The sequence below is a fragment of the Pseudomonas sp. efr-133-TYG-23 genome (genome assembly GCF_030209215.1).
Taxonomy (GTDB): domain Bacteria; phylum Pseudomonadota; class Gammaproteobacteria; order Pseudomonadales; family Pseudomonadaceae; genus Aquipseudomonas; species Aquipseudomonas rhodesiae.
The window spans coordinates 42260-61526 of record NZ_JARVSL010000015.1 but is presented as its reverse complement, the minus strand read 5'-3'; the positions used below and the strand labels follow the sequence as shown (position 1 = coordinate 61526).

The 19267-nt window shown below is 60.5% G+C and carries 19 protein-coding genes; 10 read left to right on the top strand and 9 right to left on the bottom strand.

The annotated features are described in order from the left end of the window. Position 1 precedes the first annotated feature (1 nt). Genes QRN41_RS10070 through QRN41_RS10050 form a run of 5 tightly spaced genes read left to right on the top strand, consistent with a single transcriptional unit; the run spans position 2 to position 3146 of the window. Positions 2-730 carry an adenosylcobinamide-GDP ribazoletransferase gene (locus tag QRN41_RS10070; protein WP_034138876.1) on the top strand — a complete coding sequence of 243 codons (729 nt, stop codon included), beginning with the start codon at positions 2-4 and terminating at the stop codon, positions 728-730. A 42-nt stretch (positions 731-772) separates the two neighbouring features. Beyond that, the gene (locus tag QRN41_RS10065) at positions 773-1177 is read left to right on the top strand and encodes a MarR family winged helix-turn-helix transcriptional regulator (RefSeq protein ID WP_034138875.1); all 405 of its coding nucleotides are present in this window, start codon (positions 773-775) and stop codon (positions 1175-1177) included. A gap of 54 nt (positions 1178-1231) precedes the next feature. After that, complete coding sequence (locus tag QRN41_RS10060; RefSeq protein ID WP_034138874.1) at positions 1232-2440, top strand: MFS transporter; 1209 nt, start codon at positions 1232-1234, stop codon at positions 2438-2440. After that, complete coding sequence (locus QRN41_RS10055; RefSeq protein ID WP_259743746.1) at positions 2437-2559, top strand: hypothetical protein; 123 nt, start codon at positions 2437-2439, stop codon at positions 2557-2559. The genes QRN41_RS10060 and QRN41_RS10055 overlap by 4 nt, the downstream gene beginning before the upstream one ends. A 35-nt stretch (positions 2560-2594) precedes the next feature. Further along, positions 2595-3146: a glutathione peroxidase gene (locus QRN41_RS10050; protein WP_285421505.1), complete on the top strand. Its 552-nt coding sequence runs from the start codon at positions 2595-2597 to the stop codon at positions 3144-3146. A gap of 66 nt (positions 3147-3212) precedes the next feature. Here the strand turns inward: QRN41_RS10050 and QRN41_RS10045 are convergent, their stop codons facing one another. The 4 genes from QRN41_RS10045 to QRN41_RS10030 all read right to left on the bottom strand — a co-directional run bounded on the left by QRN41_RS10045 (position 3213) and on the right by QRN41_RS10030 (position 6375). Further along, positions 3213-4493 (bottom strand): OmpP1/FadL family transporter, encoded by a 1281-nt coding sequence (locus QRN41_RS10045; RefSeq protein WP_034138873.1) that lies wholly within the window; start codon positions 4491-4493, stop codon positions 3213-3215. 146 nt (positions 4494-4639) lie between these two features. After that, on the bottom strand, positions 4640-5122 hold the full coding sequence (locus QRN41_RS10040; protein ID WP_034099561.1) for a hypothetical protein: 483 nt from the start codon (positions 5120-5122) through the stop codon (positions 4640-4642). A gap of 281 nt (positions 5123-5403) precedes the next feature. Then, on the bottom strand, positions 5404-5628 hold the full coding sequence (locus QRN41_RS10035; RefSeq protein ID WP_007898912.1) for a hypothetical protein: 225 nt from the start codon (positions 5626-5628) through the stop codon (positions 5404-5406). Positions 5629-6069: 441 nt separating this feature from the next. Further along, the gene (locus QRN41_RS10030; protein ID WP_034099558.1) at positions 6070-6375 is read right to left on the bottom strand and encodes a hypothetical protein; all 306 of its coding nucleotides are present in this window, start codon (positions 6373-6375) and stop codon (positions 6070-6072) included. 456 nt (positions 6376-6831) lie between these two features. On the opposite strand from QRN41_RS10030, the gene QRN41_RS10025 reads away from it, so the two are divergent. Together QRN41_RS10025 and QRN41_RS10020 are read left to right on the top strand one after the other, a co-directional pair. Then, positions 6832-7155: an SEL1-like repeat protein gene (locus QRN41_RS10025; protein WP_034099557.1), complete on the top strand. Its 324-nt coding sequence runs from the start codon at positions 6832-6834 to the stop codon at positions 7153-7155. A 175-nt stretch (positions 7156-7330) separates the two neighbouring features. Next, the gene (locus tag QRN41_RS10020) at positions 7331-8695 is read left to right on the top strand and encodes a DNA recombination protein RmuC (protein WP_285421554.1); all 1365 of its coding nucleotides are present in this window, start codon (positions 7331-7333) and stop codon (positions 8693-8695) included. A 20-nt stretch (positions 8696-8715) separates the two neighbouring features. On the opposite strand, the gene QRN41_RS10015 is transcribed toward QRN41_RS10020, so the two are convergent. The 3 genes from QRN41_RS10015 to QRN41_RS10005 all read right to left on the bottom strand — a co-directional run bounded on the left by QRN41_RS10015 (position 8716) and on the right by QRN41_RS10005 (position 13297). Further along, positions 8716-12186 carry a hybrid sensor histidine kinase/response regulator gene (locus QRN41_RS10015; protein WP_167416903.1) on the bottom strand — a complete coding sequence of 1157 codons (3471 nt, stop codon included), beginning with the start codon at positions 12184-12186 and terminating at the stop codon, positions 8716-8718. 119 nt (positions 12187-12305) lie between these two features. Further along, a complete protein-coding gene (locus QRN41_RS10010; protein ID WP_034099551.1) occupies positions 12306-12689 on the bottom strand; it encodes a YbaN family protein in 384 nt (127 codons plus the stop codon). A gap of 20 nt (positions 12690-12709) precedes the next feature. After that, positions 12710-13297, bottom strand: coding sequence for a UPF0149 family protein (locus tag QRN41_RS10005; RefSeq protein ID WP_034099550.1), 588 nt, complete (start codon positions 13295-13297; stop codon positions 12710-12712). Positions 13298-13571: 274 nt separating this feature from the next. On the opposite strand from QRN41_RS10005, the gene recQ reads away from it, so the two are divergent. Further along, entirely contained in the window at positions 13572-15698 is a 2127-nt protein-coding gene (gene recQ, locus QRN41_RS10000) for a DNA helicase RecQ (protein WP_034138868.1), read from the top strand. 121 nt (positions 15699-15819) lie between these two features. Beyond that, positions 15820-16254: a MarR family transcriptional regulator gene (locus QRN41_RS09995; protein ID WP_034099546.1), complete on the top strand. Its 435-nt coding sequence runs from the start codon at positions 15820-15822 to the stop codon at positions 16252-16254. A gap of 86 nt (positions 16255-16340) precedes the next feature. On the opposite strand, the gene QRN41_RS09990 is transcribed toward QRN41_RS09995, so the two are convergent. Further along, a complete protein-coding gene (locus QRN41_RS09990) occupies positions 16341-18530 on the bottom strand; it encodes a patatin-like phospholipase family protein (protein WP_285421504.1) in 2190 nt (729 codons plus the stop codon). 84 nt (positions 18531-18614) lie between these two features. Between QRN41_RS09990 and QRN41_RS09985 the strand changes: the two genes are divergently transcribed. Beyond that, positions 18615-18902, top strand: coding sequence for an Rdx family protein (locus QRN41_RS09985; RefSeq protein WP_034099542.1), 288 nt, complete (start codon positions 18615-18617; stop codon positions 18900-18902). 36 nt (positions 18903-18938) lie between these two features. Here QRN41_RS09985 and QRN41_RS09980 read toward each other — a convergent pair whose 3' ends face one another. Beyond that, positions 18939-19220 (bottom strand): hypothetical protein, encoded by a 282-nt coding sequence (locus tag QRN41_RS09980; RefSeq protein WP_285421503.1) that lies wholly within the window; start codon positions 19218-19220, stop codon positions 18939-18941. Between the last annotated feature and the right edge of the window lie 47 nt (positions 19221-19267).

Sequence of the window (19267 nt, the reverse complement as noted above, 5' to 3'; positions counted from 1 at the left end):
GATGTTGCCGTTCTGGATCGCCTTGCAATTTCTGAGCAGCCTGCCGATTCGCCTGCCAGGCATGCCGCAGCCGCAGGAAATGGGACGCTCGTTACTGTTTTACCCGGCGGTCGGTGGGGTGTTCGGTGTGCTGTTGTGGGGGCTGAGTATCGCATTGACGGGCGCGCCGTTGCTGCTGCACGCGGCGCTGCTGCTGACGGCCTGGGTCTTGCTCAGCGGCGGCTTGCACCTGGACGGTCTGGCGGACAGCGCTGACGCCTGGCTGGGTGGCTTCGGTGATCGCGAACGCACCCTCACTATCATGAAAGATCCGCGCAGTGGGCCGATTGCCGTGGTGACGTTGGGCCTGGTGTTGCTGCTCAAATTCAGCGCGTTGGTTGCCTTGATCGAACAGCACAACACCGCGGCATTGATCCTCGCGCCGTTGATCGGCCGGGCGTCGATGCTCGCGTTGTTCCTGAGTACGCGTTATGTGCGTGCCGGCGGCTTGGGTCAGGCATTGTCGGAGCATTTACCAAGGGCTGTGGGGCAGCAGGTGCTGATCCTCAGCGGTCTGGCGTGCCTGCTAATCGGTGGGTTCGGCGGCGGGGTTGCGGTGCTGCTGGCGGCTATCGCCTTTGTAGGCCTGCGCCAATTGATGATCAATCGCCTCGGCGGCACCACCGGCGACACCGCCGGTGCGCTGCTGGAGCTGCTGGAAGTCGTGGTATTGGTCGGCTTGGCGCTGTAACACTTTCTTGCATTTGCTCAATCGCGGGTATATACACGTTCCATGCTTGCCTCCCAATGTTTATGCACCAACCTGCGACGTGCCGCCCGTGGCGTCAGCAGGCATTACGACGGCGCCCTCGATGGCTTCGGGATCAACGTTGCCCAGTATTCTTTGTTGAGCAACCTGCAACGCCTGGATCAACCGAGTATCTCCAGCCTGGCCGATGCGATGGGGCTGGATCGCAGTACCCTGGGCCGCAACCTACGGGTGCTGGAGGGTGAAGGGCTGGTCAAACTGGTGGAAGGCGATGATTTGCGCAATCGCCTGGTGCAGCTCACCGCAACCGGTGAAGCACGCCTGGCCGCCGCGTTGCCGGCCTGGGAAGCGGCACAGCGGAAACTGATCGATAAATTGGGCGCGCAAAAACGTGAAACCCTGTTGGCCTTGCTGGATGAACTCGCCTGAACGCGGGTTTGTTCGATGATAAGCGGGTATATACCCGCGAACGGAGAATAAGAAATGACCTCGATGTGGCGCACCAGTGGCTGGGTTCTTTTGGGGAGTGCGCTGATCCTGGCGTTATCGTTGGGCGTGCGGCACGGGTTCGGCCTGTTTCTCGCGCCGATGAGTACCGAATTCGGCTGGGGCCGTGAAACCTTCGCCTTTGCCATCGCCTTGCAGAACCTGATCTGGGGCCTGGCGCAGCCGTTCACCGGCGCGTTGGCGGACCGCTTCGGCGCCACCAAAGCGGTGTTTGTCGGCGGTGTTTTATACGCGGCGGGCCTGGTGCTGATGGGCATGTCCGATTCAGCGTGGTCGCTGTCGTTAAGCGCGGGCTTGCTGATCGGAATGGGCCTGTCGGGCACTTCATTCTCGGTGATCCTGGGGGTGGTGGGCCGCGCCGTGGCTCCGGAAAAACGCAGCATGGCCATGGGCATCGCCAGCGCTGCCGGGTCGTTCGGCCAGTTCGCCATGGTTCCGGGCACCTTGGGCCTGATCGGTTGGTTGGGCTGGTCCGCCGCATTGTTGGCGCTGGGCTTGATGGTGGCGTTGATTCTGCCGCTGGTCAGCATGCTCAAGGATCGGCCGCTGCCGGTCATGGCCGGCCAGCAGACCCTGGGTGAAGCGCTCAAGGAAGCCTGCGCTCACTCCGGGTTCTGGTTGCTGGCCTTTGGGTTTTTTGTGTGCGGTTTCCAAGTGGTATTTATCGGCGTGCACCTGCCGGCCTATCTGGTGGACCAGCACCTGCCGGCAACCGTCGGCACCACGGTGCTGGCGCTGATTGGTCTGTTCAATATTTTCGGCACCTATACCGCCGGTTGGCTTGGCGGGCGCATGTCCAAGCCGCGCCTGCTGACGGCTTTGTACCTGCTGCGGGCGGTGGTGATCGTTCTGTTTCTGTGGGCGCCGGTCACAGAGATGTCGGCGTACCTGTTCGGCATGGCCATGGGCTTCTTATGGCTGTCCACCGTGCCGCTGACCAACGGCACCGTCGCGACGCTGTTTGGTGTACGAAACCTGTCCATGCTCGGTGGCATCGTATTTCTGTTCCACCAACTCGGTTCATTCCTCGGTGGGTGGTTGGGCGGGGTGGTCTATGATCGAACCGGCAACTACGATTTGATCTGGCAGATGGCAATTCTATTGAGCCTGCTCGCCGCGGCCCTGAATTGGCCGGTGCGCGAGCGGCCGGTGGCGCGTTTGCAGGCGCAGATGGAGGTGGCATGAGTTCGACCTGGTATTGGCTCGGCGGCGCAGCAGCCACGGCGCTGCTGCTGGCGCTGGCCTGGTGGGGTTGGCAGCGCGGCGGTCTGGCATTGATGCAACTGGGCATGTCGATCTGTTAAGTTCGATCCCTGAATTCTTAAAAGGATATTTCCCCATGCAGATGCGCTGGTTTGCAGTACCCGTGCTGATGGCGGCCTTTGGCGGTGTGGCGATGGCCGCCGACTGCCCACCCTTGCTGGAGGGGCAATTGCCGAAGTTGCGCGCCAAGGAGACCATCGATCTGTGCCAGCGCTTTGTCGGCAAGCCGCTGGTGATCGTCAATACCGCGAGCTTCTGTGGTTTCGCCCCGCAGTTCAAAGGTCTTGAGGCACTGTACCAACGCTACAAGGACCAGGGCTTGGAAGTGATCGGCGTGCCCTCCGATGATTTCAAGCAGGAAGCCAAGACCGGCGAAGAGACGGCCAAGGTCTGCTACGTCAACTACGGCGTGACCTTCACCATGACCGAACCGCAGAAGGTCAAAGGCCCGGACGCGGTGCATTTGTTCAAAGTGCTGGCGCAGCAGAGCAATGCGCCGAAGTGGAATTTCTACAAGTACGTGGTTGACCGTCAGGGCAAAGTCATTGCCGATTTTTCCAGCCTGACCAAGCCGGACAGTCCGGATCTGATCGAGGCGGTGGAGCAGGCGCTGGCCTCCAAACCCTGATCGACACCCATTGAAAAGCCCCGCCTCCTTTGCAGGAGAGCGGGGCTTTTTTACGCCTCGGTGAAATCAGAAGCGATAGGTCATGCCCAGGCCGAAACCATTGGCGCTGTTTTCGTACTTGGCGTTGTAGCTGGCCAATTGGTTGGAGCGCGCAATCTTGACGTCTTCTTCCTTCAGGTAGGAGTAGGCCACGTCGACCGTCATGTTTGGCATGACCTCGTAACCCAGGCCCAGGCTGAAGATGGTGCGATCACCGGTAGGAATACGCGGCGAACGGTCAGTGTTGTTGGTCGGCGACTGGTCGAACGTCAAGCCGGTACGCAGTACCACCTGCTTGGTCAACTGATACGACGTGCCCAGGGCGTAGGCCCAGGTATCGTGCCAGTTCTGTTCTTCTTTGATGGTGCCGACCAGAGCGGGGGCCAGCGCGCCGCCCGTTGCGCCACCCACGACGCCTTCGTTCTTGACTGTGATGTCTTTCAGGCGGCTCCAGCGGGTCCAGGTGGCACCGGCATAAAGTTTCCAGGCGTCGGTCAGGTCCTGAGTCACCGACAGGTCGTAGGACTCAGGGGTGTCGATCTTCAGGGACGCGTCGTAGCGGTTGCTACGCAACAGGCCCGAAGTAGCGGCGGGTGCGCTCACCTCAGTGTGGCCGTCCAGCTTGTAGCTGACTTTGGAGTGGTAGGTCAGGCCCACGCGAGTGGTGTCGGTGGCTTGTACCAGTACGCCGACGTTGAAGCCCAGCGCGGTGTCATCACCTTTGATCTTGATGTTGGTGTCTGGCGCCGCTGGGTTGAACGACAGGTCCGATTCCAGGGTACCGGCGATGCGGTTGATGGTCGGGCCGAAACCGACCGAAACGCGATCATTGAAGGCGTAGCTGACAGTCGGTTGGAAAGTGATGACTTTCACTTCGCTGTTGCTGCCGAAGCTACGGCCCTGGAAGCCTTTCTCGTAGTCGGTCACCAGGCCAAACGGTGCGTACACGCCAAAACCGACAGCCCACTGGTCGTTGAGTTTATTGGTGTAGAAACCGAAAGGCACGGCAGTAAAAGGCACCATATCGCCTTTGTTGCTGCCGCGAGAGCGGCCGCTGACGTCGCTGATATCGGTGGAGGCATCAATGGCTGCTACGCCGCCAGTGATTTGCTGGCCATTCAGGCGAGCCATACCGGCAGGGTTGCCGTAAACAGTGCTTGCATCATCGGCAGTGGACGAGCGACCTGCGAAACCCGTACCCATCCCGCTGACACTCTGTTCGTTGAGTGCGAAACCGCTTGCGAACAGTTGGGAGGAGGCCATGGCAACGGCGAGGCTAAGTGTGGTCTTGAGCATTACTTTTTTCATTATTAGAACTCCGTGGTGATCACCGCTGCGGAAAGTATCAATAAATTACACAACGCGCTACAGGCTGTAATGCTGGAGATAGAGCGGTTTTGTAGGACAATCCGACCAAAATTCGCGTTTTTTGCCGAATCTTGCAAATTGCCCGGTCAACAGGCCATGTGTTTCTTGGGCGAAACACAGGTTTGCCAGGCTTGGGTGAAATCTCGCAGTCTCCCTTGAGGATGAAATATTTCTTTCCAGATGCGCGCCATGCCTAAAACATCGCCGGGCGGTGGCAGGGCGGCGGCATGTTGTTCCACCAGAAGCCAAGCGATGGCAGTGGCGTAACGCAGGTTGACGGTGAGTTCAAGCTGAGGAGCGCTGAGAAACGCGTGCTGGCTGGCCAAGCCGCGCACCAGGCTGGCCCGGTCCGGGTCCAGCGCCAGGTAGGTGTCCCACAGGGTGCGATGGCACGGTTCAGTGATGCTGTATAGGCCATGACCGCGCCGATCATGCAACGCAGAGCCCAATTCGGATTGGCTGGCAGCGATACCCAGCAGCAGGGACTCCGCGTTCGGGTCGTGACGGCCGAGGTACATCAAGGTCGGCCGGATCACATATCGACACAATTCGCTGGCAGCGATACCCATAAGCGTCTCAATCCATAAAAAAGGGTAGGCGAGACCTGAGACAGTGGGGCTTGGCAGCGGTGGATCGGATCTCAGGCTCGCCGGAAGCGGATCATGCCGCTTGAGTTGAAGTGTAGTGTCATATTCGTGATGTAAAGGACTGTTTTTAAAACATCTTATTCATTTAGTTATATCGTTTATATCTAATTGAACTTAACCGAAATCGGTAGAACATTTATTTCGGGCAATAAAAAACCCTGTGGGTTAAACAGGGTTTTTTGTGTTTCAGCGACTCGGGTCGATCAGGCAACCAGTGCCTGGCGGGTACGCTCGATCACGGCCTGCAGCGGTTCTGCGCTGGAGTATTGATCGGGGTACAGGCGTTCGCTATGACGGGCGATGCCATGTTCGTTGACCAGGGTGAAGCTGAAGCAGCCTTTGCGAGCGGCCATGATCAGGCAGTTCATTGGAGCAAAAGCGTTGGTAAGGGTGCGAATGGCATCCTGAGTATGGATTTGAGTGGACATATTATTGGTGTTCCTACAAATGACACGGTTAAGAACCGTGCAACGTTAAAACGTTCCAGTGACGTTGATCACCATTGATCAAACGAAGAACCCGACTGGAACAAAGCAGCCAGTTTGAAGCGCTATTCAATAAGGCGCGCTTGGGCTGGCAGGTAGGTACTTAGGAGGGCAGGCAACACGACAAGGGCAAAGGTTCTGGGCCCGGGGTGAAGATCCTGATCAATTTGCAGGTTGGTTCGGTCAGAGTATTGAGACTTCGCGGCACCCTTTGCTTGTTCAAAGGCGGTGTCGTCGCAAGTGATACCTGGAAACCATCGAGGTGGTCGATCCCGTGTTTTCAGGGGATTTGTTCGACCAGAATTGACTTTCAGCTTGGTACTAACGCCGCGGATAGTAACGGATTGAAACAGGTAAGGGAAGTGTGTTCGCCAAAAAAATCAGTCAGCCTCCAAGCAGGCCGCGATAGACCAGCACCGTGGCGGCCGCCGCCAAGGAGCAGCCCAACGCGTAGGCGGCCAGGGTCAGACGCAAGGATTGGCCGGTTTCTACCACCGTAACCAGGTCGCTCATGTCGTTGATGCGTCCATCTCCCAGCTCAATGCACAAACTAACCGCAGTGAACGTGGCTGACAGCAGAATGGCGATGGCAAACAAGGCTCCGTCTGGAGAAGGTAAGGCGGCATTGATGCCCAGGGAGATGGCGCAGATGGCCAGTAACAACACAGCGAACAACAGCATTCCCTTCATCGACCCACCCAGCGTTGCATTGCAGGTCCGGCAGTGTGGACAGCCTGGGAGGATTTGAAAAGTCCTTAATGGGATAGGGCGGTAACATTTCTGACGCTTGTCGCTTAAAAAGTCTCGGCGATATAACCGGCACCTGGGTACTTGTGCACATTAGTTGCGGCATGTGTAACCAAGCTGTCAACTTCTGCCAAAAGCCGCCATTTGCCTGCAATGGAAATTTAAGTCAATGAAAAATCTGGCTTTTTTTTATTGGTGAAAAAATCGTCAGTTTGACTGCGAGCCCCGTTCCATGGGGCTTTGCGCCAGTTGAGGGCGGGTTGTCCACTGAGTTATCCACAGCTTCTGTGGATTGTCCCAAGCGCTTGCTCTAGCACGGGCGTGCACGGTTTTTTCAGCTTTACCTGTGCGAAAAAAAGAGTAGAGTGGCGCGCCTTCCGTTCTGTCCCACAGTGCTTTATGAAGTTTCGCTCAGTATCACCTGCTGTTACCGATACCCTCCAAACTGTTACCGCACCCAAGCGTTTTTCCTTGAAAGTCGCGCTGTGGCTGCTCGACAGCCCACGCCTGGGGCACAGCGCCAATGTCAAACATTTCGCCGGGCGCTTGCTCAAGCAGCCTGCCCGGGAAGGTGTAGTCGCTGCTCAGAGCCGTCTGGGTCAATTGATGTGCCGCGAGTGCGGCAATGCCCGCGACCGTCGCATCGGCCATGATCTGCTGCGCCAGGCGGCCCGTGCCGGCGACGTGCGGGCCCAGCGCGAATTGCGCCAGGTCGAAGACTGAGCTGTCCTCTGACCCTGTGCTTGGTTAACCTTGCTCTTTTTCGGTGATGGCAGACATGGCGATGGCTTTTGACTGGACCAGTATTGCCCTGGGCCTTGCAGGCGCCGCAGTGCCGCTGTTGGCAGTGTGCTGGCAGCTTCAGCGGCGACTGAGCGCGCGTATGGCCGGCTGGGAAGTGCTCGAAGAACGCTTGGCCAACGCGCAGTTGGCCCAGGAAGGTCTCGCCGCGCAACTGGATGCCAGTCGCGATGAAATCAGCGACCTGAGCCAGGCCAACACCGCCAAGCAGGCCGATCTGGCGGCGCTGCGCCGCGAAGTCGAACTGTTGCAGATCGACCGCGACAATGCCCGCGATGCCGCCCACGCCTGGAACCTCGACCGCAGCGCCAAGGAGGCCGAATTGCGTCGTCTCGATGCGTTGGCGGCCGCGCTGAGCGCTGAACTGCGCGAGCAACAGGACAGCCATCAGCAACGCTTGGCCGATCTGCAGGGCTCGCGCGATGAGTTGCGTGCGCAGTTCGCCGAGTTGGCCGGCAAGATCTTCGATGAGCGTGAGCAGCGTTTCGCCGAGACCAGCCAGGAACGCCTGGGCCAGTTGCTCGATCCGCTGAAAGAGCGCATTCAGTCCTTCGAAAAACGTGTGGAAGAAAGCTATCAGAACGAAGCGCGCGAGCGTTTCTCTCTGGCCAAGGAGCTCGAACGCCTGCAGCAACTGAACCTACGTCTATCGGACGAAGCCACCAACCTGACCCGTGCGCTGAAGGGCCAGAAAACCCAGGGCAACTGGGGCGAACTGATTCTTGAGCGGGTGCTGGAGCACGCGGGCCTGGAGAAAGGCCGCGAATACCAAACCCAGGTCAGCCTCAAAGGCCCGGACGGCGAGCGCTTCCAACCGGATGTGCTGATCATGCTGCCCGGTGACAAGCAAGTGGTGGTGGATTCCAAGGTCAGCCTGACCGCGTACCAGCAGTTCGTCGCGGCCGAAGATCAGGTGATCGGCCAGGCGGCGTTGAAACAGCATGTGCTGTCCCTGCGCAATCACGTCAAAGGCTTGGCCAGCAAAGACTACAAGCGCCTGGAAGGTCTGCACAGTCTGGATTTCGTGTTGTTGTTCGTGCCGATCGAAGCGGCTTTTTCCGCCGCGCTGCAGGCTGAGCCGAACCTGTTTCAGGAGGCCTTCGACCGGCATATCGTCATCGTCAGCCCCACCACGTTATTGGCCACGCTGCGGGTGATCGACAGCCTGTGGAAGCAGGAGCGCCAAAGCCAGAACGCCCGTGAAATCGCCGAACGTGCTGGCTGGTTGTACGACAAGTTCGTGCTGTTTATCCAAGACCTGGATGAAGTGGGCAACCGTCTACAGCAATTGGATAAAGCTTACAGCGCCGCGCGAAACAAGCTGACAGATGGACGCGGCAACCTGGTCAGCCGCACCGAGCAGCTCCGATTGCTCGGGGCGCGTGCCAGCAAAAGCCTGCCGGCGGATCTGTTGGAGCGGGCGATGACCGATGCGGACGGCATGGCGCATCTGCCTGAATAATCGCCCCGCACACACTTGCCCTACAACGGCAGATGCCGACTCAACAGCGCCCGCAACGCCGCCGGCTTGACGGGTTTGGCCAAATAATCCAAGCCCGCCGCATGCACTTCGGCCACGCTCTCCGGGCGCCCGTCGGCGCTGATGACTACGCCGGGAATCGGTTCGGCCAACTGCGTGCGCAGCCAGCCCATCAATTCCGTGCCGGTTTCGCCATGGTCCAGGTGGTAATCCACCAGCGCCAGTTGTGGGCGTACCCCCTCGGCCAGCAGCGCCGCGCATTCAGCTTGATCCCTGGCCGTCCACACTTCGCAGCCCCAACGGGTTAATAGGCTGCGCATGCCGATCAGGATGCTCTCTTCGTTATCCACGCACAGCACCTGCGCGCCGCTGAGGGGCAAGCCGTTTTCCTGTGCTGGCTTGGGTTGCGAGCTGGCCTGGTTGCGCGCCAGCGGCACACTCACGCTGAACACGCTGCCCTTGCCGGGCCATGAGCGCACACTCAGGCGGTGACCCAGCACGCGGCATAGGCCGTCGGCAATCGCCAAGCCCAGGCCCAGGCCCTTTTCCGCGCGGGTCTGGTGGCTGTCCAGGCGTTTGAACTCTTCGAAGATCACCTTTTGCTTATCCGGCGGGATACCGGGGCCGCGGTCCCACACTTCCAGGCAGAGTTCGCCCCCGCGACGCCTTACGCCGAGCAGCACCGGGCCGTCGGCATAACGGAAGGCATTGGTGAGAAAATTCTGCAAGATGCGCCTTAGCAACTTGATGTCGCTGTCCACCCGTAAACGGCTGCCGCGCAGGCGGAAGCGCAAGCCTTGCTCCTGGGCCAGGGCCTTGAATTCGGCGCCCAGGGTGTCGAACAGCTCGTTGAGAGCGAACGGCTGGCGTTGCGGGTTGATCTTGCCGTTTTCCAGGCGAGAAATGTCAAGCAGATCGCTTATCAGGTCTTCGGCCGAGCGCAGCGAACTGTCCAGATGCTGCACCAATTGCCGTGCCTCGTCGGAGAGTCCGTCGCTTTGGTGGGAGAGGGCGGCGGAGAACAGGCGCGCGGCGTTCAACGGCTGCATCAAGTCATGGCTGACCGCCGCCAGAAAGCGGGTTTTCGACTGGCTGGCGGTTTCGGCCACGCTCTTGGCGTCGGTGAGGGCCAGGTTAAGCTGCGACAGTTCATGGGTGCGTTCGGTAACCCGTTGTTCCAGGCCCTCGTTGGCCTCGGTCAGGGCCTGTTCGGCTTCACGGAACGCGGTGATGTCAGTGAAGCTCATGACAAAGCCACCGCCAGGCATCGGGTTGCCGATCAGTTCGATCACGCGGCCATTGGGAAACAAGCGCTCGGACGTGTGCGCACGGCCCTGGCGCATCCAGTGCAGGCGCCGCGCCACATGCACCTCGGCTTCGCCGGGCCCGCACAGGCCACGCTCGGCGTTGTACCGGATGATGTCGGCAATCGGCCGGCCCACGCTGATCAGCCCCTCCGGGTAATTGAACAACTCCAGATAACGCCGGTTCCAGGCCACCAGTTTGAGAGACTGGTCCACCACGCTGATGCCCTGGGTGATGTTCTCGATGGCGCCTTGCAGCAAGGCGCGGTTGAACTGCAGCACTTCCGAGGCTTCGTCGGCGATGCGTACTACGTCCTCCAGTTGCATGTCCCGACCTTCAATTGCGGCTTTTACCACCGCGCGCGTCGAAGAAGCGCCGAGCACGCCGGCCAGCAGGCGTTCGGTGTGGGCGATCCAGTCGTTGTCGGCATTCTGGTTGGGGTTGAAGCCTTTGCCCTGGCGATAGGCAAAACGGATAAAGCTTTGCTGCGCGCGCTCTTCACCCACAAAACGCGCGGCCAGGCTGAGCAGGTCGTTGATCTGCACCGACAGCATCGAACGGGCGCTGGCGCGTTGGCTGATTTCCTGGCCGATAAAGCGCCCGGCTTGCCAGTGCTCGGACACCCTTGTGCGCGACAGCATCGACACCCACACGAACAGCGTGAAGTTGCCCGCCAGGGAGAACACCGTGCCCAGGGTCAGCGAAGTCACGGACAGCCCCAGCGGGTGGGAATGCATCCACGTCAGCCCTGGGAACAGGCTTAGCGACCATCCCAGACTTTTCGCGGTAACCGGTAGGACCAAGGTGTAGAACCACAGGAACGTGCCTGCGGCGAGACCGGCAAACACTCCGCGCCGGTTTGCCTGCTTCCAATACAGCGCGCCGAGCATCGCCGGCGCCAATTGGGTCACGGCGGCGAAGGCGATCTGGCCGATGGTCGCCAGGCTCGCCGTGGAGCCCAGCAGGCGGTAACTGACGTACGCCAGCAACAGGATGATCACGATGCTCACCCGACGCACCGACAGCATCCAGTGGCGGAACACCTCGAACGGCCGCTCGGCGCTGGAGCGGCGCAACAGCCATGGCAGCAACATGTCGTTGGACACCATGGTGGATAACGCGATGCTCGCCACGATCACCATGCCGGTAGCCGCCGACGCGCCACCGATAAACGCCAGTACCGCCAGCGCTGGATGGGCTTCGGCCATGGGCAGGCTGATCACGTAAGAGTCCGGCAGCACCGATGCCGGCAGCAGCATCTTGCCGCCGAGGGCAATGGGGATCACAAACAGCGCGGCCAGCACCAGATAGGCCGGAAACACCCACTTGGCCAGGCGCAGGTCCTGAGGCTCGATATTTTCCACCACGGTCACATGAAACTGCCGGGGCAGGCAGATGATCGCCATCATGGCCACCCCGGTCTGCACTACCATGGATGGCCAGTTAACGGTCTCTTGCCAGTATTCCTCCAGGCGAGGGGTGAGCATCGCTTGGTCGAGCAGGTCGCCGAAACCGTCGTACAGGCCGTAGGTCACGAACGCACCCACCGCGAGAAAAGCGAACAGCTTGACCAGGGACTCAAAGGCAATGGCCAACACCATGCCGCGATGGTGTTCGGTGGCATCGAGGTTGCGCGTACCAAACACGATGGTGAACAACGCCAGTACCAGCGACACGATCAGCGCGGTGTCCTGAGCGCGCGTGCCGGTGGTGTCGGCCCCGGCGCCGATCAACAGGTTGACCCCCAGCACAATGCCTTTGAGCTGCAGGGCGATATACGGCAGCACGCCCACCAGGCAGATCAACGCCACCACCACCGCCAGGGATTGGGATTTGCCATACCGCGCGGCGATAAAGTCGGCGATGGAAGTGATGTTTTCCTGCTTGCTGATCAGTACCATCTTTTGCAGGACCCAAGGTGCCAGTACCAGCAACAGCACCGGTCCCAGGTAGATCGGTATAAATGCCCACAACTGTTCGGCAGCTTGGCCGACAGCGCCGAAGAAGGTCCAACTGGTGCAGTAAACCGCCAGCGAAAGACTGTACACCCAGGCACGCATGCGCGGCGGCAGTGGCGCATGGCGACGGTCGCCGTAGAAAGCGATGGCAAACATAATGGCCATATAGGCCAGGGCGACGGTGGCGATCAGCCCACTGGACAGCGTCATGGGAACTCCGAACAAAAGAACGCCCAGGCATTCCAGGCCCGGTGGGACAGTCTCGCACGATGCCCGGGGTTAGTCAGTGTCGACCAAGGTCGTGTGGGATCTTATGTCGCACACGGCGTTCAGCGCGGCGGCAGGGTTTTCTGGCGCAGGATATAGACAGTCACCAGCACGGCGCTGGTCAGCATGAACCCGCGTGCCCAAGGTAGTGGCACCAGATAGCAGGAAATACCGATGCTCAGCCACATCAGGCCGATGGCGTAGACCTTGCCCTTGAGCGGGATGCCATTGCCATCCAGATAGTCACGAATCCATGGGCCCAGGCGCGGGTGTTCCACCAGCCACTGGTAGAACCGCGGGGAGCTTCGCGCGAAGCAGGCGGCGGCGAGCAAGAGGAAGGGGGTGGTGGGCAGCACCGGTAGGAAAATACCGATCACGCCCAGGGCCACGCTCAGCCAGCCGATGGCCAGCAGTGCGTAGCGCAGCAGCGGCGAACGCTTGCCCATGGGTGTCACGGGCGAGCGACTCAGTGGTGACGTGGCTTGAGGATCGCCGGTTTTTCATCAGGGGCGTTGCACAGCAGGTACAGGGCGGTCAGGGCTTCCGGGATCTGTACGATCATGTCGTCCATCAGATTGGCGTCGGAAGCGATGTCGGAAAATTCCGCCTCTTCCTCGAACAGGCCCGAACCGACCATGATCGGCAGCAGCATTTCGCTGACCTCTTCCTCGGCGGTTTCGAACCAGGCCGCTTCACGCAGGAACACGCCTTCCATAAAGCCGATGCACCAGCCGCGCAGGTCGGAGTCGTCCGGGTCATCGCCCAAGTCCAGCTCGCACGGCAGCTCGAATTCCTCGTCGGATGCCAGTTGGCGACCGATATGGGCCTTGAGGGCCACCAGGGTGGACTCGATTTCTTCGCGCTGGGCGGCGTCGGCGTAGTGGGGTTCTTCGGCGAACAGCGCGTCGATCCATTCGCGGTCGGGCACGACCTCGGAGCAGATGGACAGTGCGGTCAGGTAGCCGTGGGCGGCCACATAGTCCAGCGCCTCCTCATGCAGCTCATCGGCGTCGAGGAAGGCTTGCAGGCGGGTTAGTTGCTCAGCGAAGGACATGAAGGACTACCTTGGGGATAAACGATGCTGAATTCTAGGCGTTCTTGCGTCCACAGGCCAGCCGCCATGCACATTTGCCCGGTTTTAAAGACGGGCTGCAATTCGTCAGTGGCGCCCTTTGCCGGATGACGCTCGGGTATACTGCCGCGTTTTGTGATGCCCCTACCGGCCAGGAGCCCGCCCGAGAAAACTTCGCTTACGGATTATTTTCCGAGGCCGCGTTTTTTTTCGGCCAGCCTATACGGAGGGTTTCGGCACTTTTTTGGAGTTCTACATGCTCGAGCAGGCTCAACGCGTCCTCAAGGACATCTTCGGCTACGACAGTTTTCGTGGCCGTCAGGGTGCGATCATTGAGCGCGTGGCCAGTGGCGGCGATGCCCTGGTGCTGATGCCTACCGGCGGCGGCAAGTCGTTGTGCTTCCAGGTGCCGGCGCTGTTGCGCAACGGGTTGGCGGTGGTGGTATCGCCGTTGATCGCTTTGATGGACGACCAGGTGGCAACCCTTGAGGAACTCGGCGTGGCCGCTGCTTCCCTGAACTCCACCCTCAGCGCCGAGCAGCAACGCGACCTGGCCGCGCGGATCAAACGCGGTGAAGTCAAAATGCTCTACCTCGCCCCGGAGCGGCTGGTGCAGCCGCGCATGCTGGCGTTCCTGCAGGGACTGGAAATTGCCCTGTTCGCGATTGATGAGGCGCACTGCGTCTCGCAATGGGGCCACGATTTCCGGCGCGAATATCTGCAACTGGGCCAACTGGCGGAACTGTTTCCCGACGTGCCGCGCATTGCGCTGACCGCCACGGCCGACAAACGTACCCGCGAAGAAATCGTCGAACGCCTGCATTTGCAGAACGCCGAGCGCTTCCTGTCGAGCTTTGACCGGCCGAATATTTTTTACCGCATCGTGCCCAAGGAGCAGCCGCGCAAGCAGCTGTTGGCGTTCCTGTCCGAGCGGCGCAGCGATGCGGGCATTGTCTATTGCCTGTCGCGCAAGAAAGTCGACGAAGTGGCCGCGTTCCTGTGTGAACAGGGTTACCCAGCCTTGCCTTACCACGCCGGCCTGCCGAACGACCTGCGCGCCTATCACCAGAAGCGCTTCCTCAACGAGGAAGGCTTGATCATGGTGGCGACCATTGCGTTTGGTATGGGCATCGACAAATCCAACGTGCGCTTTGTCGCCCACATGGACCTGCCCAAGTCGTTGGAAGCTTATTACCAGGAAACCGGACGTGCCGGCCGTGATGGTCTGCCGGCGGATGCGTGGATGGTCTACGGCCTGCAGGACGTGGTGATGCTCAAGCAAATGCTGCAGAACTCCGAAGGCGATGAGCGCCACAAGCGCCTGGAACAGCACAAGCTCGATGCCATGCTCTCGCTGTGCGAAGAGACCCGTTGCCGCCGTCAGACGCTGCTTGCCTATTTCGACGAAGACATGCCCGAGCCCTGCGGGCATTGCGACAACTGCGTGGACGGCGTGCAGACCTGGGACGCCACCGAACCGGCGCGCCAGGGGTTGTCGGCGATCTACCGAACCGGTCAGCGTTACGGCGTGGGTCATCTAGTGGATGTGTTGCTGGGCAAGGACAACGAAAAAGTTCGCAGCTTTGGCCACGAAAAACTCTCGGTTTACGGCGTCGGCAAGGCCCGCGCCGAAGGCGAGTGGCGCTCGTTGTTCCGACAAATGGTGGCTCGCGGCCTGGTGGACATCGACCTTGAAGGGTACGGCGGGCTGCGCCTTAACGACAGTTGCCGGCCACTGCTCAAGGGTGAAGTGAGCCTGGAACTGCGCCGCGATCTCAAGCCGCAGACCACCGCCAAAAGCAGCACCAGCCAGGCCAGCCAACTTGTGCGCGGGGAAGAGCGCGAGCAGTGGGAAGCCTTGCGTGCCCTGCGGCGCAAACTGGCACAGGAACACAGTGTGCCGCCGTACGTTATCTTTCCGGACTCCACCTTGCTGGAGATGCTGCGCGAGCAACCCGCCACCCTGGCGGAAATGGCCCGCGTCAGCGGCGTGGGCGCGCGCAAGCTGGAGCGCTATGGCCAGGCCTTTCTCGAAGTGCTCGGTGGTCAGGCCGAGGCGCCCAGGGAAGTGGCCGACATTCGCCACGAATTGATCAGCCTGGCCCGCGCCGGCATGACCCCGATCCAGATCGCCGGCCAACTGCAATGCTCGGAAAAAAACGTCTACACCTTGCTTGCCGAATCCATCGGCAAGCAACAGTTGTCGTTGGAGCAAGCACTGGATTTACCGGAAGATTTGCTGGGTGAGATCCAGGACGCTTTCCTCGACGGCGAAGGCGAATTGCCAGCTGTCGCCGAGATCGCACCGTTGTTTACCGGGCGTGTGCCGGAGGGGGTTCTGTACTGCGTGCGGGCCGCTTTGCAGTCAGAATTCGAAATTTAATGTGTCAATTACGACAATGTCACAGATCAGTACTGAGCGGCGCTTGCCTAAGGGCAAGGCTCATGCTTAGCTGACTAATAATTAGCCACATTTTATTTTCAGTCTAAAACATGAGTTTTTTATGCCGTTAACCGATCAACACCGTTTTGGCATGCAGCTGGCGCAAATGTCCCGAGGTTGGCGCGCCGAGCTGGACCGCCGTTTGGCGGGGCTGGGCCTGTCCCAGGCGCGTTGGCTGGTGCTGTTGCACCTGGCCCGTTTCGAAGAAGCCCCTACTCAGCGTGAGCTGGCCCAGAGCGTCGGGGTAGAGGGGCCGACCCTCGCAAGGCTGCTCGACAGCCTTGAAGGCCAGGGCCTGGTGCAACGCCAGGCGGTGCTCGAAGACCGTCGCGCCAAGCGCATCTTGCTCTGCGACAGCGCCCGTCCTCTGATCGATCAAATTGAAACCATTGCCACCGAGTTGCGTCACGAGCTGTTTGCCGGCGTAAACGAGGCGGACCTGCGTGTGTGCATGCGGGTGCATGCGCACATTCTGGCGAATCTGGAAAAGTCCTGAGCCGCGCAGATGGCTGAGCCTGTTGTGATGGGCAGGCTCACCCTATCTTGAAAACCTGCCGCATTGACCCTATGCGCGCAGGCTTCCTAGAAAGTCTGCCCCAGGTTCAGGTACACCGCCTTCTGGTTGTCATCGTTGAATCCATAACTGAAATTCAGCGGCCCCAGTGGTGTGTCGAACCCGAGGAAAACACTCGCGGCGTTGATATAGCCGCTGTCGAATTCATTGTCGTTGTTCCACGCCCGCCCACGTTCCAGAGACGCGCCCAGGTACAGCGGGAAATCCAGCGGCAAGTACGAACGCGGCGTCAGTCGGCGGTAGTACACGGCGCGCATCAGGCTGATGTTTTGCCCCGAGATCGCGTCCTGGCGAAAGCCTGACAGCTGTCTGGCACCGCCGAGCAGGAAGCTGGAAATCACCACGTCCGAATCGTCCAGGGTGCGCCCGTAACGTCCGCCCAGCACCAGAGTGTCCGGGCCGTGGCTCATGGCTTTGTCGAGTTTGAACTCCCATTGACGGTAGCGTTGATCCGAGCCTAACCCCGGTTCGAATTCGCGATAAGCCAGACCGATGTCTTCACCGGAGTGGGGGAAGTACACGTTGTCCAGAGAGTCGAAGGAGTATTTCAGCTCATAGAAGCCTTCGCTGAAGCTCACGCTCGGCAGGTCGCGGTCGCCGATGCGTACGTCCGCCTGGCCCCAGGCTTCGCCGACACCGAAGCGAATCTCGCCGCTATTGCCGATCTGCCGCCCCACATTCAGGCCGAAGCCGTAACGTTCCAGGCGGTATTCGGAGATGGGGTCGTTATCCAGGATCAGCTCGACGTTCTGTGCCTGGGCGCTGATATAGGGCGCGACGAAGTAACGCGAACCAGCGTCCATCGGCTGGTAGAACTCGCTGTACAGCTCTTGGCGGTCGCCGATCTGCACGCGCGTCAGCCATTCCGCGCCAAGGCGGTTGATGCCGTTGATGCGGTAGCTGGCACCCAGGTTGAAGGCACTGTCGCCGCGCATGTCATCCGACAGGTTCAGCCCCAGGCGCAGGTAGTCGGTGCCGCTGCGTTTGCCGCGGGCGCTGATTACGAGGGTGTTGTCCTGGCCTTTCTTGATCACGCGGTATTGCACCTGATCGAAGTAGTCCAGGCCATACAAGGTGCCCATGTCGGTTTGCAAGCGACCCAGATTGAGCGGTTCGCCCAAGGGTTGGCGGATGTAGTAGCGGATCACGTCGTCGCTGACTTTCGAGTCGTTCTCCACGGTGATGGCGGTGATGACCGGGGTGCGTTCGCCCGGCGTGCGCGCGGCCACCAGTTGCGGGTCGATCGGCGCAGCCGGACGCAGGTGCGCCAGGCGCACGTCGAGGGCGCGGGTGGCGCGGTAGCCGGCGTCGATCATGTCCTTGGCGCGGCCGAAATCGGTCACGCCATAGGCTGCCAGCGGCGGCTGGATCAGCACGTCCCTGGGTTGCAGGGCTTTGAGTTGCTCTTCGGAATTGCGCCGGGTCATCAGGGTGATGGACTGGTTGAGTACGTCCACCACCGTGGCCAGTTGTTTGCGCGAGCGTAGCGGGGTGCCGATGTCCACCACGATGGCGATATCCACGCCCATCTCCCGCGCGACATCCAGCGGGATGTTATCGGTCATGCCGCCGTCCACCAGCAGCCGGCCGTCCAGTTCCACCGGGGCGAACACGGCTGGGATCGACATACTCGCGCGGATCACCTTGGGCAAGTGGCCCTTGCGGAACACAACTTTTTCACCGGTGGTGATATCGGTGGCCACCGCGCGGAAAGGGATCGGCAGTTTGTCGAAATCGCGGGTATTGCTGCTGTGGGCGAACATGCTTTCCAGCAGCAGCGCCAGGTTCTGGCCCTGGATCACCCCCAGCGGCAGGCCGAGGCTGCCGTCATCGCGGAAACTGAACTTCTGTTTGACCAGGAAGTCCCGGTCATCCTGCTTGCGGCGAAACGGCACGTCTTCGCGCGGCGGTGCGTCGGAGAGCGCCTGTTGCCAATCGATGTTCAATGCGAGTTTTTCCAACTCGTCGATCTTGTAGCCGGAGGCATACAGCCCACCAATCACCGCGCCCATGCTGGTGCCGGCGATCGCATCGATCTGGATGCCTTGCTCTTCCAACGCCTTGAGCACCCCGATATGGGCCAGGCCCCGGGCGGCGCCGCCAGACAGCACCAGGCCGACCTTCGGGCGCGGAGCGTCCACGGCTTGGGCAAGGAAGGGGAGTAGGCACAAAAACAGGCAGGACAGCAGGCGGCGCATCTTGAATCTCGGAGCTGGGCGATAAAGGCCGCTATTATAGCCACCCGATCCTCCGCGCCCGTTATGCCAGGAACCTGTCAAATTATGTCGTCGATTAAACCCGAGGTCGTCATCACCTATTGCACCCAATGCCAGTGGCTGCTGCGTGCCGCGTGGCTGGCCCAGGAACTGCTGAGCACGTTTGCCGACGACCTGGGTAAGGTCTCACTGGTGCCGGCTACCGGTGGCACGTTCCATATCACCTGTGACGGTGTGCAGATTTGGGAGCGCAAGGCCGACGGCGGTTTCCCCGAGGCCAAGGTGCTCAAGCAGCGGGTGCGCGACCAGATCGACCCGGCGCGCGATCTGGGGCACAACGACCGACCCCAATGACGTCACCGCCCCGTGCAAGGGGCGGTGAACTGAGCGCTACTTGGCGTCCAACTTCTGTTTGATGAATCCGACAACCCAGGTCAACACCGCACCGCCCACGCCGCCGCCGAGGATATTGCCGCCAACGGCCGCCACATCCAGCGCTTCGCCGCCTGGAGTACCGGTCAGCGCTGAAAGAAGCTGGCCCAGAACCAGCCCGCCGACACCGCCCAGCAGTGTGTTAAGCCCGGTACCCAGGCTTTGTTTGGTCATGCCGGCTACATTCCCGCCCACGGCACCGCTGATGATCTGAACCAACACGTTAATGAGCATTTCCATGATCAAGTCCTGCATAGCGTTAAGGGAGTGACCACTCGCTTGCAGCA